Source organism: Synechococcus sp. H55.2 (assembly GCF_047462495.1).
Classification (GTDB): Bacteria; Cyanobacteriota; Cyanobacteriia; order Thermostichales; family Thermostichaceae; genus Thermostichus.
Map to the genome: position 1 here is coordinate 24,876 of NZ_JANSJH010000006.1, position 14,359 is coordinate 39,234.

10 protein-coding genes are annotated in these 14,359 nt (G+C 64.3%); 3 read left to right on the plus strand and 7 right to left on the minus strand.

The window, feature by feature from the left end:
* Nucleotides 1–108 precede the first annotated feature (108 nt).
* Both NW844_RS01655 and NW844_RS01660 read left to right on the plus strand, forming a co-directional pair.
* A complete protein-coding gene (locus tag NW844_RS01655) occupies nt 109–1,716 on the plus strand; it encodes a copper resistance CopC/CopD family protein (protein ID WP_414332914.1) in 1,608 nt (535 codons plus the stop codon).
* A 116-nt stretch (nt 1,717–1,832) separates the two neighbouring features.
* On the plus strand, nt 1,833–5,519 hold the full coding sequence (locus tag NW844_RS01660) for a tetratricopeptide repeat protein (RefSeq protein WP_414332916.1): 3,687 nt from the start codon (nt 1,833–1,835) through the stop codon (nt 5,517–5,519).
* Between the two features lie 8 nt (nt 5,520–5,527).
* Here NW844_RS01660 and lysS read toward each other — a convergent pair whose 3' ends face one another.
* From lysS to trpB, 7 genes are all read right to left on the minus strand, one after another.
* Entirely contained in the window at nt 5,528–7,063 is a 1,536-nt protein-coding gene (lysS, locus tag NW844_RS01665) for a lysine--tRNA ligase (protein WP_414332918.1), read from the minus strand.
* A 47-nt stretch (nt 7,064–7,110) separates the two neighbouring features.
* On the minus strand, nt 7,111–7,878 hold the full coding sequence (locus tag NW844_RS01670) for a Uma2 family endonuclease (RefSeq protein WP_414332919.1): 768 nt from the start codon (nt 7,876–7,878) through the stop codon (nt 7,111–7,113).
* A gap of 496 nt (nt 7,879–8,374) precedes the next feature.
* Nucleotides 8,375–9,787: a DNA repair protein RadA gene (gene radA / locus NW844_RS01675; RefSeq protein WP_414332951.1), complete on the minus strand. Its 1,413-nt coding sequence runs from the start codon at nt 9,785–9,787 to the stop codon at nt 8,375–8,377.
* 89 nt (nt 9,788–9,876) lie between these two features.
* Complete coding sequence (gene aroC, locus NW844_RS01680; protein WP_414332920.1) at nt 9,877–11,013, minus strand: chorismate synthase; 1,137 nt, start codon at nt 11,011–11,013, stop codon at nt 9,877–9,879.
* Nucleotides 11,014–11,136: 123 nt separating this feature from the next.
* Entirely contained in the window at nt 11,137–11,877 is a 741-nt protein-coding gene (locus tag NW844_RS01685) for a pantothenate kinase (protein WP_414332922.1), read from the minus strand.
* A complete protein-coding gene (locus NW844_RS01690) occupies nt 11,867–12,625 on the minus strand; it encodes an AMMECR1 domain-containing protein (RefSeq protein ID WP_414332924.1) in 759 nt (252 codons plus the stop codon). The genes NW844_RS01685 and NW844_RS01690 overlap by 11 nt, the downstream gene beginning before the upstream one ends.
* Before the next feature lie 7 nt (nt 12,626–12,632).
* Nucleotides 12,633–13,892 (minus strand): tryptophan synthase subunit beta, encoded by a 1,260-nt coding sequence (gene trpB / locus NW844_RS01695; protein WP_414332926.1) that lies wholly within the window; start codon nt 13,890–13,892, stop codon nt 12,633–12,635.
* A 189-nt stretch (nt 13,893–14,081) separates the two neighbouring features.
* Between trpB and NW844_RS01700 the strand changes: the two genes are divergently transcribed.
* Nucleotides 14,082–14,297, plus strand: coding sequence for a hypothetical protein (locus NW844_RS01700; RefSeq protein ID WP_414332928.1), 216 nt, complete (start codon nt 14,082–14,084; stop codon nt 14,295–14,297).
* Nucleotides 14,298–14,359: the final 62 nt, after the last annotated feature.

The following is a 14,359-nucleotide window of genomic DNA, read 5'->3' on the forward strand; positions in this document are numbered from 1 at the left end:
CAGAGCCGGCGCCGCTGCTGAAGCTGACGGACAAAGGAGAGACCCACGGCCACGGACAGGGACACAGCCACGGCCATGGCGCTCGCTAGCCGGGTTGCCGCTGGAATCATGTCTTTTTTGCAAAAGGGGATCCTCTTCTGGATTCGGGTTGGTCTCCTGGGCACCCTGCTGTGGGTGGGCGGGATCCAGCCCGTTTTTGCCCATGCCAGCTTGCTCTCCACCTTTCCCGAAGATGGAGCGATGCTGCAGGAAGCGCCGGCGCAGGTGCGGCTGGTCTTCAATGAACCTGTGCAGCTCACGCAGCTCCAGGTTCTGGACGGCAACGGCCAGGTGCTGCCCCTGGAAAACTTGGTCGGCACGGGCAACGCACCGCAGGGGGATTTGCCGGCGGAGATCCCGGAAGGGGTTTACATCGTCAGTTGGCGGGCCATCTCTGCCGATTCCCATCCGGTGAGTGGTTCGTTTGCCTTTCAGGTGGGGACGGCGGATCCGGGGCTGTTGCAGGCGGCGAGGGCAGCCCAAGCGGGGGATCCCTTCTATTGGCCGCTGGTGGGAGTGCGCTGGGGGATCTACCTGGGCAGCCTGTTTGTGGTGGGCGTGCTGGGCTGGTGGCGGCTGGTGCGGGGGCGGTCGGGCGCTGCAGATGAAATAGAGCTCTCTGCCGAGGCCTGGGCTTTTGCGGCTGCCTGGCTCACCCTCAGCCTGACGCTGGTGGCTTTGAGTTTGCACCTGGCCCAGCTCTACCCCCACTTTGCCGGGCCGGAGCTGCTGAGCGTGCTGGCCTCTCCCTATGGTTGGGGCACGGGGCTGCGGCTGGTGGGGCTAGGGATCCTGATCTGGGCCTGCGAGGGCGGCCCTGGCTGGGCCAGCGGATTGGGGTCGATGGCGGTGATTGGCTCGTTTTTGCCCATCGGCCATGCCCTCACCAGCGAGTATCCAGCAGGGACGATGGCCCTCTTGGGGCTGCACCTGGCCGGCTCGGCTTTTTGGTTGGGGGGGTTGTGGGGGCTGGAGCGCCTGCTAAGCCATTCGCGCCAGCGGGACGGAGTCTTTGAGTTGACTCCCCCCGCAGTAGGCCTCATCCAGCGGTTTTCCGACGTGGCCACCTGGGCCGTGCCGGGGCTGGTGCTGGCAGGGGTGGGAATGGGGGGGATCCACCGCGGCTGGGACTGGGATCATCCCTACGGTCAGTACCTCTGGGCCAAGCTGCTGCTGGTGCTGATGATCCTAGGGTTGGCCGCCCACAACAAGTTGCGGCTGCTGCCGGCGCTGCGGTCGGGGGTCTGGGCGGCGGCTCGATCCCTGCGCCGGATCGTCCGCCTAGAGCTGGTGGGGCTCGTTCTGGTGCTGGCCTTGACCAGCTTCCTCGTGGCCCAGGCTCCCCCTGGCCCTGGGGTAGTCTCGTCCTGCCAGGAGAAATTGAGCTGGCCGGAAGGCAACTTGCACCTGAGGATTCTGCCCTGTCGTCCTGGGGAGAATGAAATTCGGGTTGAAGTGAAAGGGATCCCGGCCCAGGAGCTGACCCTTGGGTTCTCTCTGCCGGAACAGGGGATCCCCCCTTTACGCCGCACTGTGGCGCCGGCTGGGCCCGGCCAATTTGGGGTGGAGAATGTGCCCCTGGCCCTGGCGGGGGAATGGCAGATCGAGGTGAGACTGTTGGTCGGCGATTTTGAAGAACGGCGAGGCCAGATCGCGGTTTCTCTCCAGCCAGACTAAGACACCCGCCAACCGCCGAGCCAGGGGCTCTCCGCTCAAGGGGGCCGGCCTGTGGCAGAATCGAGCCAGCCTGCAAAACAGCAAAAGGCTGCGCTGCTCAGTTGACCGGCTTGGCTATGGAAGACAAAATCAGGGCGGGAACTGTGCTCAGGGGGCGCTACCGCATTCTCCATCCCCTCGGGGAAGGGGGATTTGGTGTGACCTACAAGGCGGTGGATCAAGACACCTTCGATAGCCCCTGCGTCGTCAAGCGCCTTCGCCCCCTCTCTACGGATCCCTACACGCTGGCCACGGCTCGCAAGCTTTTTGAGCGGGAAGCCAAGGTTCTCAACCAGCTCAATCACTTCGACCAAGTGCCCCGCCTGCTGGCCCACTTCGAGCAGGATCAGGATTTTTACTTGGTGCAAGAGTTTGTTGCCGGCCATGATCTCAGCCAGGAGCTGATCCCGGGCAAGCCGCTGGGCGAGGCCGAGGTTTTGCAACTGTTGCGGGATATTTTGGAGATCCTGCGCCATGTGCATGCCCACCAGATCATCCATCGGGATATCAAGCCGGCCAACCTGATGCGCCGCGATGCTGATGGCAAGTTGGTGTTGATCGACTTTGGGGCGGTGAAAGAGGTGGGACGGCTGGTCAGCCCTGCCCCCGGCCAGACCCAGTTGGCGACGGTGATCGGCTCGGTGGGCTACATAGCGCCGGAACAGCTCAACGGCAAGCCCCAGCCCTGCAGCGACCTTTACGCCGTGGGAGTTCTGGCTATCCAAGCCCTCACCGGTCGTCCCCCTCAGAAGATCCGGGATGATCCCCGCACCGGCCAGCTTATCTGGCGGGATCTGGTTCAGGTCAGCGAGGAGCTGGCGGAGATTTTGGATCGCATGATCTGTCCCCGCTGGCAAGAGCGCTTTCAGTCGGCGGCTGAGGTGCTGGAGGCGCTGCGGCCCCTGCTGCCCAGTCCTGACGAAGCTGTTCTGGCGGTGGATCAAGTTCTGGCAGCGCGCCTCTTGACCCGTGGACAGGAGAAAGCCCGCCAAGGGGATTTCCAGGGGGCAATTGCCGACTATACCCTGGCCATTCAATTGGATCCCCGCAACAGCCGCGCCTACAGCCAGCGGGGCAGCGCCCGCTACAAAAGTGGAGACTTGGCAGGGGCTATCGCAGACTACACCCAAGTTATTCAATTGGCAGGGGATGCCCGCGCCTATTTCAACCGGGGCATCGCCCGCTACCGGCTGGAGGACTACGAGGGGGCTGTTGCCGACTATACACAGGCTCTCCGCCTCAACCCGCAATGGGCGGTGGCCTACTACAACCGCGGCAATGCTTACCGGCAACTGAATCAGCAGCAGCAGGCCATTGAGGATTATTCGCGGGCCATTGAGCTCAACCCAGAGGATGTGCGGGCCTATTTCAACCGCGGCGTGGTGCGCGGCCATCTGGGAGATGCACAGGGGGCAGCAGCAGATTTTTCCGAGGTGATCAAACGGGATCCACAGGATGGAGAGGCTTATTTCAACCGGGGGGTGGCGCGGGCCCAGTTGCTGGATCTGCAGGGGGCTGTCGAGGACTACACCCAAGCGTTGCAGTTGGATCCTGGCCAGGGCAAAGCCTATTACCGGCGGGGCCTGGCCCGACAAGTGTTGGGGGATCCCCAGGGGGCTGTTGAAGATTTTTCTCAGGCCATAGCGCTGCGGGCTGCGGAAACGGGCGAACTTTCTGGGACAGAGGCGGCTGCCCAAGCAGATCTCTACTTGCAGCGGGCCATGGCCCACCTGAGCAACAACGCTCTGGAGCCGGCGCTGGCCGATTGTGAACAGGCCCTCGGCCTGGATCCCAAGCTGTCGCGGGCCTATCTCTGCCGGGGCTTGGCCCGTCAGGGGCTGGGGGATCCCGGCGGCGCCCTGGCAGACTTCAACCGTGCCCTGGAGCTGGATCCCCAGATGGCCAAAGCCTACCTCAATCGGGGCATTGCCCAGCTCGATTTGGGCAACGTCGCCGCGGCTCTGGCGGACTTGAGCCAGGCCATCGCTTTGGATCCCCAAGATGCCGGTGCCTACAGCAGCCGCGGGCGGGTTCATCGGCTGCTGGGGGATCTGCTGGCGGCCCTACAGGATTACACGGCTGCTCTGGAGCGGGATCCGCAAAACCCCCAGCTCTACTTCAACCGCGGCCAACTCCATGCGGAGCGGGAAGATTGGTCGGCAGCCTGTGAGGACTTCTCGCAGGTGTTGCAATGGGCGGCCCGGCCTGGGATCCCGCGCGGGTCGGAGCTCTTGGTGAATGCCCATCTGGGCCGCGGCATGGTGCGACAGCGGCTGGGGGACTGGCAGGGGGCGCTGGCCGATTTCGACCAAGCTCTGCAAGGAGATCCTCAATCAGGCTTGGCTTATTTCCATCGTGGCCAGGTGCGGGCTGCCCTGGGAGATGGGCCGGGGGCCATCCAAGACTACCACCAGGCTTTGGCGCTGGGGGCAACCGTGGCCGAAGCGGACATTCGCCGAGATCTGGCGCGGGTGCACGCTCAGACGGGGGATCTGCAGGCGGCCCTAGAGCAGTTGAACGAGGCGGTGCGCCTGCAGCCGCAGCGGCGGGATCTGCGCCAAGAGCGAGCCGAGCTCCATCGGCAATTGGGCCGGTGGCAGGAAGCAATTGCCGACTACGATGAGGTGTTGCGGCAGGATCCCCAAGACTGGACGGCTTGGTTAGGACGGGGCATGGCCCATCGGCAGATGGGCAACTTGGCTTCTGCCATTCAGGATCTCAGCCGGGTTTTGCAGCAGGATCCCGACCATAGGGAAGCGCTGTGGCAGCGGGGACAAACTCTGCTGCAGTTGGGCCAGAAGGAAGCGGCCCTGTCCGATCTCGACCGCCTGCTGCAAAGGGATCCCCACCACGGGATGGCCCGCCTGGCCCGCGGCTCCCTCTTGAAGGAGCTGGGGCACCCTGCGCAGGCCGAATCCGACTTTGACCAGCTCATCCAGGAAAAGGCCCAAGAGGGGGAACAGAAGCTCTCTCTGGAAGCCCACCTGCAGCGGGCCCAGGTTCGCCGCCTGCGCCACAACTTGGAGGGGGCGGTGGCCGATTTGGATCGGGCCTTGGAGCTGGCCGGCCCCGGGGCTCCGGAAGCGCTGGTCACGGCCGCCCTGCTGTACCGGGGCTTGTGTCACCAAGAGAGGGGGGATCTGGCCGGGGCGCTGGCGGATTTCACGGCGCTGATCCAGCAGCAGCCGCAGTCTTCTCAAGGATTTGCCCTGCGGGCAAGGGTGCATCTGGCTTTGGGAGACAAACAGGGGGCGTTGGCGGATCTCGACCAAGCCCTGGGTCTCAACCGGGACTGGGGAGTGGCCGATGCGGCCCTGACCTACCGTCAACGGGGGGATCTGCATCGGCAGGCCAATCGCCCTGAGCTGGCCATTGCCGACTACACGCAGGCCCTGGCCTTGAACCCACAGGAGCGCACTGCTTTGCTCTGCCGAGCTCTCTTGTGGGATCGCGCAGGGCAGACGGACAAAGCTCTGGCAGACTACACTCAACTGCTGCAACTGGAGCTGGATCCCCAAGAGCGCGTCTGGGTCTTGAACAACCGCGGCTGGGCTTGCGCCCAACAGGGGGATTTCTCGGCGGCCATCCGCGACTACACCCAAGCCATCGAGATCGACCCCTGCCACCTCAACGCTCACTACAACCGCGCCCTGGCCCGGGCTGCCTCTGGGGATTGGCAGGGGGCCTGCCAGGATTTCCAGGCTGCCCTCCAGATCCAGGAGTACCAAGGTCGGCTTTTGGAAGAGGCCAGTCTCCCTTTCTAGGGATCCACTCAAGCCTCCTCCGCACCTTCTCCTGTCTCCGGTCGCAGCAGCGGGAAGGCGATGACATCACGGATGCTAGGGGCGTCGCACAGCAGCATCGCCAGACGGTCGATGCCGATGCCCAGGCCACCGGTGGGAGGAAGGCCGTACTCCAGGGCGGTGAGGAAGTCCTCGTCGAGAAAGTGGGCCTCTTCGTCTCCGGCTGCCTTCAGGGCCGCCTGGGCCTCCAGCCGCTGCCGTTGGTCTACCGGGTCGGTCAGCTCCGAGTAGGCGTTGGCCGTCTCTCGCCCGACGATAAACAGCTCAAAGCGCTCCGCCAACCCCGGCTTGCTGCGGTGGGGCTTGGTGAGCGGACATACCTCCAGGGGATAGTCCAGAACAAAAGTCGGCTGGCGCAGACGGCTTTCGCAGCAGTGCTCGAAGGCTTTGACCAGCAGCTTGCCAGGGGAGTCCTGGGGGGAGAGATCGGGGATCCCCTGCTCGGCCAGGGCGGGCAAGAGCTCGGCGGTGGATCCCTTTTCCACGTCGATGAAGATGCCGGTGGCCTCTTCCACCAACTCCTGTATCGTCACCCGCCGCCAGGGTGGGGTGAGGTCGATGGCTTCCCCTTGGTAAGTAATTTGCAGGGATCCCCGTACCGCCAGGGCGGCGTTGCAGACCAGGGTTTCGGTCAGCTCCATCATGGTGTGGTAGTCGGCAAAGGCTTGATAGGCCTCTAGCGAGGTGAACTCCGGGTTGTGGCGGGTGGAGATGCCTTCGTTGCGAAAGACCCGCCCAATTTCGTACACCCGCTCGATCCCGCCCACCACCAGCCGCTTCAGGTGTAGCTCGGTGGCGATGCGCAAGTAGAGATCCAGATCCAGGGCGTTGTGGTGGGTGATGAAAGGCCGCGCCTCCGCCCCGCCGGGGATCACCTGCAACACCGGCGTCTCGATCTCCACAAAGCCCTGCTCCTCCAGGGTCTGCCGCAGGGAGCGGACGATCTTGGCCCGGTCGAGCAAGGTTTGCTTCACCTCGGGGTTGACGATGAGATCGACGTAGCGCTGGCGGTAGCGTTTCTCCACATCCCGTAGGCCGTGCCACTTGTCGGGCAGGGGCAGCAGCGCCTTGGTCAGCACCTGGTACTCGTCCACCCGCACCGACAACTCGCCTTTTTCGGTGCGCTTGAGACAGCCCTTGGCTCCCAGCCAGTCGCCCACGTCGAGGAGCTTGTCCAGGTTCTTGAAAGCCAGCTCTCCCATGTGCTCCGTCAGCCGTTGCTTTTCTAGGTAGAGCTGGATGGTGCCGGAGCGATCCTGAAGGGTAAAAAAGGCCAGTTTGCCCATGACCCGCCGCGCCCGGATCCGTCCGGCCACGGCCACCTGCACATCCTCCCGCTCGGCGCCGGGCTCGAGATCGGCAAATTGGGCCTGCAACTCGGCGGCCAGGTGGGTAACCGGGAAAGAATAGGCATAGGGCAGGATCCCTTGCTCCTGCAGGTGGCGGGCTTTCTCGAGACGGGCGGCCCGTTGGGCGGCTTCACTGCTGCTGGGGAGAGTGGACATAGGAGTAAAGGGAATAGAGGATTTCAGGAACGGACGGGATCCTTTTTTTACTCTTCCGGCGGCGCGATCCCGTGGGAACGCAGCAGCTCCAAAAGTCTTTCGGCCCGTTGGCGTTCTCTTTCGGCCCGCTGCTGCTCTAGGGCGGCCTTTTCCTCGCCGGTGGGCAAAACTTGGCCCTCTCGGTCACACCAGCGCAGCCATTCCGTGTTGACGCCCTCGAAGGATCCCTGCCAGAGGGTCAAGCCCAGGCCAATCTCCTCCAGCCAAGTGGAATCGAAGGGAACCAGCTCTCCCCCCCGCCGCTGAAAAAGAACCAGCGGGGATCCCTGTAGTTCCCGCAGTTGCCGCAAAGGATCGTACACCCCGTAGTAGGCCACCCCAGCGCGGGCATAGTCCCTGAGTTTGCGACCCAGCTCTTCCCCCTCGCGGTTGGAGACAATCTCAATGACCACGTCGGGGGGCTTGCCCATCTCCCAGACGAAGTAGGTGCGATCTTCCTTGCGCTCGAAGCTGGCGGGGGGAGCCACCTCCAGGCTGAGCATGACATCGGGCACCAGCGGCGGCAGCTTGAGGGCGTAGAACAGGCCGACGTTGGCCGTGGCCAAGAAGGGGATCGGCTCGCCGCTGTCTTTGGCCCTGGGTTGAAAGGAAGCGTAGAGGGCGCTGGTGAGCAGGCGCTGCAGCTTCTCTGAGTAGATGCTATCCACAGGCTGGTCGTCCTCGATTGTCAGGTCGCTGACATCCGGTGGCGGCGGCGGTGGAAACTCCGCTGCTGGTGTCGAGGGCTTGAGGGGGCTAGAAGGTGCAGAAACCATGATGCCGGGATCCCTTGCAGGGTTGCTAGGGGCTGCTCGGTTGTTTGTCGATCAGCCGATATGAAACCATCTCGAGGGTAGCAAAGGCTGCTGGGAAAAGGGTGACCAGAGAGCTTCTCCAATCCCACGCCAGAGACAGAAGCCCAACCCTGGGCTTGCCTCCTTGAGCAGGGCAAGAGACAAAAAATCCTGCCAGACCTCCTCAGCTTTGGCCGGATCCCTTTTGGAGAGCAGCTAGCGCTCTGCTTGGGCGTTCAAGCGGGAGACGATCAGGTACACCACGAAGATAAACAGGGCCACCAACGCCATAGGTCGATCCTTGGTCAGTATCTTTCGCCAGTGTCTGTAGGATAGGGTGCCCACCCGAGCAGGGATCGAGTCGCTGTCCTTGCATTAAACTTTACTATATAACGCTATAGATATAAATGACATTTGCCCGCAGATTGGTTCTCGGCGGAAGATCGACTGCCGAGCTGGGCCAGTTGGGGATCCCCTCTCACTGGGTAGGCTCGGAGCTGGGCAGAGCCACCAGCAGGGCCTCCAGCAGCCGCTGCACCCGGCTGAGGCGCAGGCCAGCGTCGGACAAAACAGGGCTGTTGGGGATGATGGCGTGGCGGAACCCCAGCTTGGCGGCTTCCTTGAGGCGCTGCTCCAACTGCGGCACCGGGCGCACCTGTCCCCCCAGGCCCACCTCGCCAATCAAGACCGTAAAGGGATCCACCTGGCGATCCCGGAAGCTGGCGGCCACGGCCACCGCCACCCCCAAGTCGGCAGCCGGCTCGGCCACCTGGATGCCGCCGGCGGAGGCGATGTAGGCGTCGTATTTGGAAAGCGGGATCCCCACCCGTTTTTCCAGCACCGCCAAGATCTGCAGAAAGCGGTTGGGCTCGATGCCGGTGGCGGTGCGGCGGGGGGAGCTGTAGCTGGTGGGGCTGACCAGGGCCTGCACCTCGACCACCAAAGGGCGGGTGCCCTCACAGGCGACGATGGTGGCTGTTCCTGGCGTGGCCTGATCCCGGCTGCTCAAAAAAAGCTGCGAGGGGTTGTCTACTTCCACCAAGCCAGAGGCAGTCATCTCGAAAACGCCGATTTCCTGGGCTGCCCCAAAGCGGTTCTTGACGGCGCGCAGCAGGCGGTGGCTCTGAAAGCGATCCCCCTCGAAGTACAAGACGGTGTCCACTAAGTGCTCCAGCACCTTGGGCCCGGCCAGGGATCCATCTTTGGTGACATGGCCAACGATGAGCAGGGCCACCCCCAGTTTTTTGGCCACCCGCATCAAGAGGCCGGCACATTCCCGCACCTGGGAGACGGATCCCGGCGCTGAGCTAAGCTGCCCCCAGAAGATGGCCTGAATGCTGTCAATGATGGTCACCTGCGGCTGCAGAGCCTGGATCTCGGCCAGAATGGCCTCCAGCTCGGTCTCGGCCAATAGGTAGAGCTGCTCGCTTTCTATCCCCAGCCCCTCCGTCCCGCCGAGGCGATCTGCACGCAGCTTAATCTGTTGGGCCGATTCCTCCCCCGACACGTACAAGACAGGCCCGCCCTTGGCCAGATGAGCGGCAGTCTGCAGCAGCAGAGTGCTTTTGCCAATGCCCGGATCGCCGCCGATCAACACCAGGGATCCCGGTACAATGCCGCCCCCCAACACGCGGTCGAACTCGCCAAAGCCCGAGGAAAGGCGGGGGTGGCGATCCGAGTGCACCTGAGCGAGAGGAAGGGCTGCCTGGGGGATCCCGCTGCCGCGGCTGCGCGGGGGGACAAGACGCTGGGGTGACCCAGACTTGGGAGAGGGGGTGAGAACCACCTCCGTCAGGGTATTCCAGGCGCCACAGTTGTCGCAGCGGCCCAAAAACTTGGGATAGCGCTCGCCGCACTGGCTACACTCCCAGACGGTTTTGGCCTTGGCCATGAGCAGGGATCCCGCCTCTTTCTCAGGATACAAAGACTCGATCCCGCTGGCGCAATCAGGATCTCCGCAAGGGCTCCGACCGGCTGCCGCTAACTGTGGGGCACAGGAACGGCAGGAATGGGCACCTCCGGCAAGACTAGGGATCCGCACTGGCCGTGGTGGCGCAGCAGATGGTCACAGAGCACCAAAGCCACCATCGCCTCCACCATCGGCACCGCCCGCGGCAGCACACAGGGATCGTGGCGCCCCCGCGCCGCCAAGACCGTCTCCTGCCCGTCGAGGGTGACCGTGCTTTGGGGCTGGCGAATGGTGGCGGTGGGCTTGAAGGCCACCCGCAGGACGATATCTTCCCCGTTGCTGATGCCCCCCTGGATGCCGCCGGAGCGGTTGCTGCGGGTGCGCCAGCCGCTGGGGGTCATGTAAAACTCATCGTTGTGCTGCTTGCCCGTCAGGTAGGTGCCGGCAAACCCCGACCCAATCTCAAACCCCTTGCTGGCCGGCAGCGACATCACCGCCTTGGCCAGGTCGGCTTCTAGTTTGTCAAACACGGGGCAGCCCAGCCCGCGGGGCACATTGCGGGCCACGCACTCCACCACTCCCCCGAGAGAATCCCCTTCCCGCGCCGCTGCTTCGATTTTCTCAATCATTGCCGCCGCCGCTTCTGGGTCGGGGCAGCGGACAATGTTGGCTTCCACCTGCTCGGCTGTTACTGAGCTGGGATCCACCTGCGCCTCCACGTCTTTGACCCGCTGCACATAGGCCAGGATCTCCACCCCTGCCGCCAGACGCAGGATCTTCTTGGCAATGGCCCCGGCGGCCACCCGGCCAATGGTCTCCCGCGCCGAGGCCCGTCCTCCCCCCTGCCAGTTGCGGATGCCGTACTTGGCCTGGTAGGTGGCATCAGCATGGGAAGGGCGAAAGGTGGTGGCCATTTCGCGGTAGTCCTGGGGGCGGGCGTCCTGGTTGCGCACCAGGATGTGGATGGGCGTGCCCAGCGTAAAGCCCTGGAAAACCCCGGAGAGGATCTCGCAGCGATCCGCCTCCTGGCGCGGCGTGGTGATGGAGCTCTGGCCGGGGCGGCGCCGATCCAGCTCCGCCTGGATGTCGGCCTCGCTCAAGGGCAGCCGCGGTGGGCAGCCGTCCACCACCACCCCCACCGCCCCCCCGTGGGACTCACCGTAGGTGGTGACGCAAAACAAGACGCCGAAGGAGTTGCCGTTGGCCATGGGATCCCTGGGTTGCCAAGAGGTAGAGAAGCTGCCCGCTCCGTTTGCGCTAGCAGGACAGAGTCCTTGGAGGCCTGAGCGAGCTCTAGGGTTGGGGATAAAAAGCCCCCAAGCGACTGTTTTCTATTCTGCACCAGGGAACTGCCGAGCAGCGCGGTGCAACTGACGGCAGCCGGCGATCCCCCGCAACACCAGGTGGGGATCCCAGTGCAGTTCCCTGTCCAGGGGGCGCAGGTGGGCGTAGAGCAGCTCGCCATCGCCGCCGGTTACTAGCAGGGGCCCCTGGGGAAAGCGGCGCCGCCAGTCGGCGATGAAGTCCTGCAAGCCGGCCAGCAGGGTGTGGAGAATGCCGCTGCGGATGGCAGCCCCAGTGTCCCTGGCCCAGCGGGGGGGCAAGGGATCCGCTGCCTCCCACTCCACTTTGGGCAGGCGGGCGGTGTGGTCGGCCAGTGCCTGTGCCTGCAGCCCTAGGCCGGGCAGGATCGCCCCTCCCAGCAGGGATCCCTCCGGGTCAGCCCCCGTCAGGGTTAGGGCGGTGCCGGCGTCGATGACCAGACAGGGCCAGCCGTAGTGGATGCCGGCAGCCCAGACGGCCAGCGCCCGATCCAGCCCCAGGCCGGGGTAGGGATCCCGCAGCGGCACCTGGGAGAGTCCAAGGCAATGCACCCACGGGGATCCCGGCGGCAAAGGGGCAGAGCCAACGGCAGCCAGCCACAGCTCCGTCTCTTCCGGCCAGGACAAGGGCCGGTGGGCAGGGAACTGTTCCACCTTGACCAAGGTCTCCCCCACAAACCAGCCCCAGCGCACGTGGGTGTTGCCCAGCACCGCCGCCAGCCACCGGTCGGGTTGGGCCTCAAAACTCATGCAGCAGCTCCGCCTCCACGCGAAACAGCTCCACTGGCTGATCCGCAGGGATCCCGGCCAACCTTTTGGCGGTGGAAAGCTGCCATTCCGTTGTCAGGGCTTCTCCGGGCAGCAACACCGCCCCCCGCGTGCCCGTGCGAATGAACAGGCCCATGCGGGTGGGATCCACCTGCTCCAGCGAGGGGATGGGCACCACCCGTCGCACGATGGCCACCTGGATGGACGCCGACTCCAGCTCCCCAGGTCGCAGGGGCGGATAGCGCCAGTCGCGGGTAACAGCCCCCACCGCTGCCCGGATGGTGGCCCTGGCCAGATCCTCGCCGCCGGGATCCAAGCTGCCCCAACAGCCGCGGGGCCGCCCCTCCCTGGTCACCGTAACAAAAACTCCCGCCGGGCGCCGCCAGTGGGGCGGGATCTCTTCTGGGGCGGGCAGCACCTGGCCAGTGGCGAAGTAGTGGGCGATGGCCTGCCGCGCCAGGGCCGGCAGCGTCTCAGGAAGGGGTGGCGGCTGGCCGGGAGCGGGGATCCCTGTCCCCTTCGCCTCTTCCTCCCTGGGGTCGACCAAGGCGCCTGCCCAGAAAGTCGTGGCCGGGGACGGGATCCCGCCAACGCGCCCGGAAACCTCTGGCTGGGATCCAACCAGCAGCACTAGCCCCGCCCCCAGAAACAAGGTCAGTAGGCCGAGCAGGCGAACGGCAAAGGTGGACATGGGCAGGGATCCCCTTGGCAAGGGAGAGAGGGTTGGCAACCCAACTCTAGGCTAGGCTACGCCCCCGCTGCTGCAGGTACTGGAAAACGGTGTTCAAGTCCTTGTCACCCCGCCCGGAGCAATTGACCACCACCCGCTGCTGGGGGCCAAGCTGCGGCGCCAAAGTCTTCAGGTAGGCCAGGGCATGGGCTGTCTCCAGGGCGGGGATGATCCCCTCCAGGCGCGACAGCAGCAGCAGCGCTTCCACCGCCTCGTCGTCGGTAACCGCGTAGTACTCGGCCCGCCCAATCTCTTTTAGGTAGCTGTGCTCCGGCCCTACGCCAGGGTAATCCAGGCCGGCGCTGATGGAATGGGCCTCCTGCACCTGGCCTTCTTCATCTTGCAACAGGTAGCTCATGGCCCCGTGCAAGACCCCAATGCGACCGCGGCTGAGGGTGGCGGCGTGGCGGGATGTGTGCAAACCCTCCCCGGCAGCCTCAATACCGATGAGCCGCACCTGAGGATCGCGGATAAACTCGTTGAACAGGCCCAGGGCATTGGAGCCGCCGCCCACACAGGCCAGCAACACGTCCGGCAACCCTCCCCATTTCTCCTGACACTGCTGCCGCGTCTCCTGGCCAATGACATCGTGAAAGGCCCGCACCAGCTTCGGGTAGGGGTGGGGCCCGGCCACCGTGCCAATGACGTAGTGGGTGGTCTCCACATGGGTTACCCAGTCGCGGATGGCCTCGGAGAGGGCATCTTTGAGGGTGGCCGTGCCGGCTTCCACCCCGCGCACCTCAGCGCCCAACAGGCGCATCCGCTGCACGTTGGGGGCCTGCCGCTCCATGTCCAGCGCCCCCATGTAGATGACGCATTCCAGGCCGAAGCGGGCGCACACCGTTGCCGTGGCCACCCCATGTTGGCCGGCGCCGGTCTCGGCGATGATCCGCCGCTTGCCCATGCGCACCGCCAGCAGCACTTGGCCGAGGGCGTTGTTGATCTTGTGGGCGCCGGTGTGGTTGAGGTCTTCCCGTTTGAGGTAGATCTGGGGGCCGCCGTAGTGTTCGGTAAGCCGCTGGGCAAAGTAAAGCGGGCTGGGCCGCCCGACAAAATCCCGCAACAAGCTGTGCAACTCGGCGCGAAACTCGGGATCCTGCCAGTGCCGCTCAAAGGCTTCCTCCAGCTCCGTCAGGGCGCTCATCAGGGTTTCCGGTACAAAGCGGCCCCCAAACGGCCCAAACCGGCCCTGGGGATCCGGGCGCACCTGCGGGTCAAGGGGATCCCAAGCAACAGCGTGGGCAGCAGCAAGAGGAGTTGAGGTCATGGCAAATCTGTTGGTGCGGGCTGGGCAGCCGGCAATAGGAGACAGTCCTCCCTATTTTACAAAAGTCGGAAACGCGGGAAGGCGACTATTTGCCGCCCTAGAGGGTGGGATCCCGCCAAAACCGGCTTTGAATAGGGGACTTCCAGGGATCTTTAGGATGAGGCCGTCTGATTTTGGGGAGCGGCCTTTATGGACAAGCATCTGCAAGAGTTGCTCCAGCAAGAAGATCAAAAGCGCATAGACGAAGAACTACGCCGCACCTATGCCCTTTCTCAAAAGTCTCAGGGAGTGGCAATCTTTTTGTCGTTATTGCTGGCTTTTGCAGCCTACATTTATACGCGGCGATGGAAAGCGCTGATGGTCTTTTTGGGGTGGTGCATTTTTGTAAGGACTCCGTCCCGCTGACGCGAACGGCGTGTTGTTTGGCGACGAAGAAGGAGAAGTTTCTCTCCCTGGACTTTTTCTGG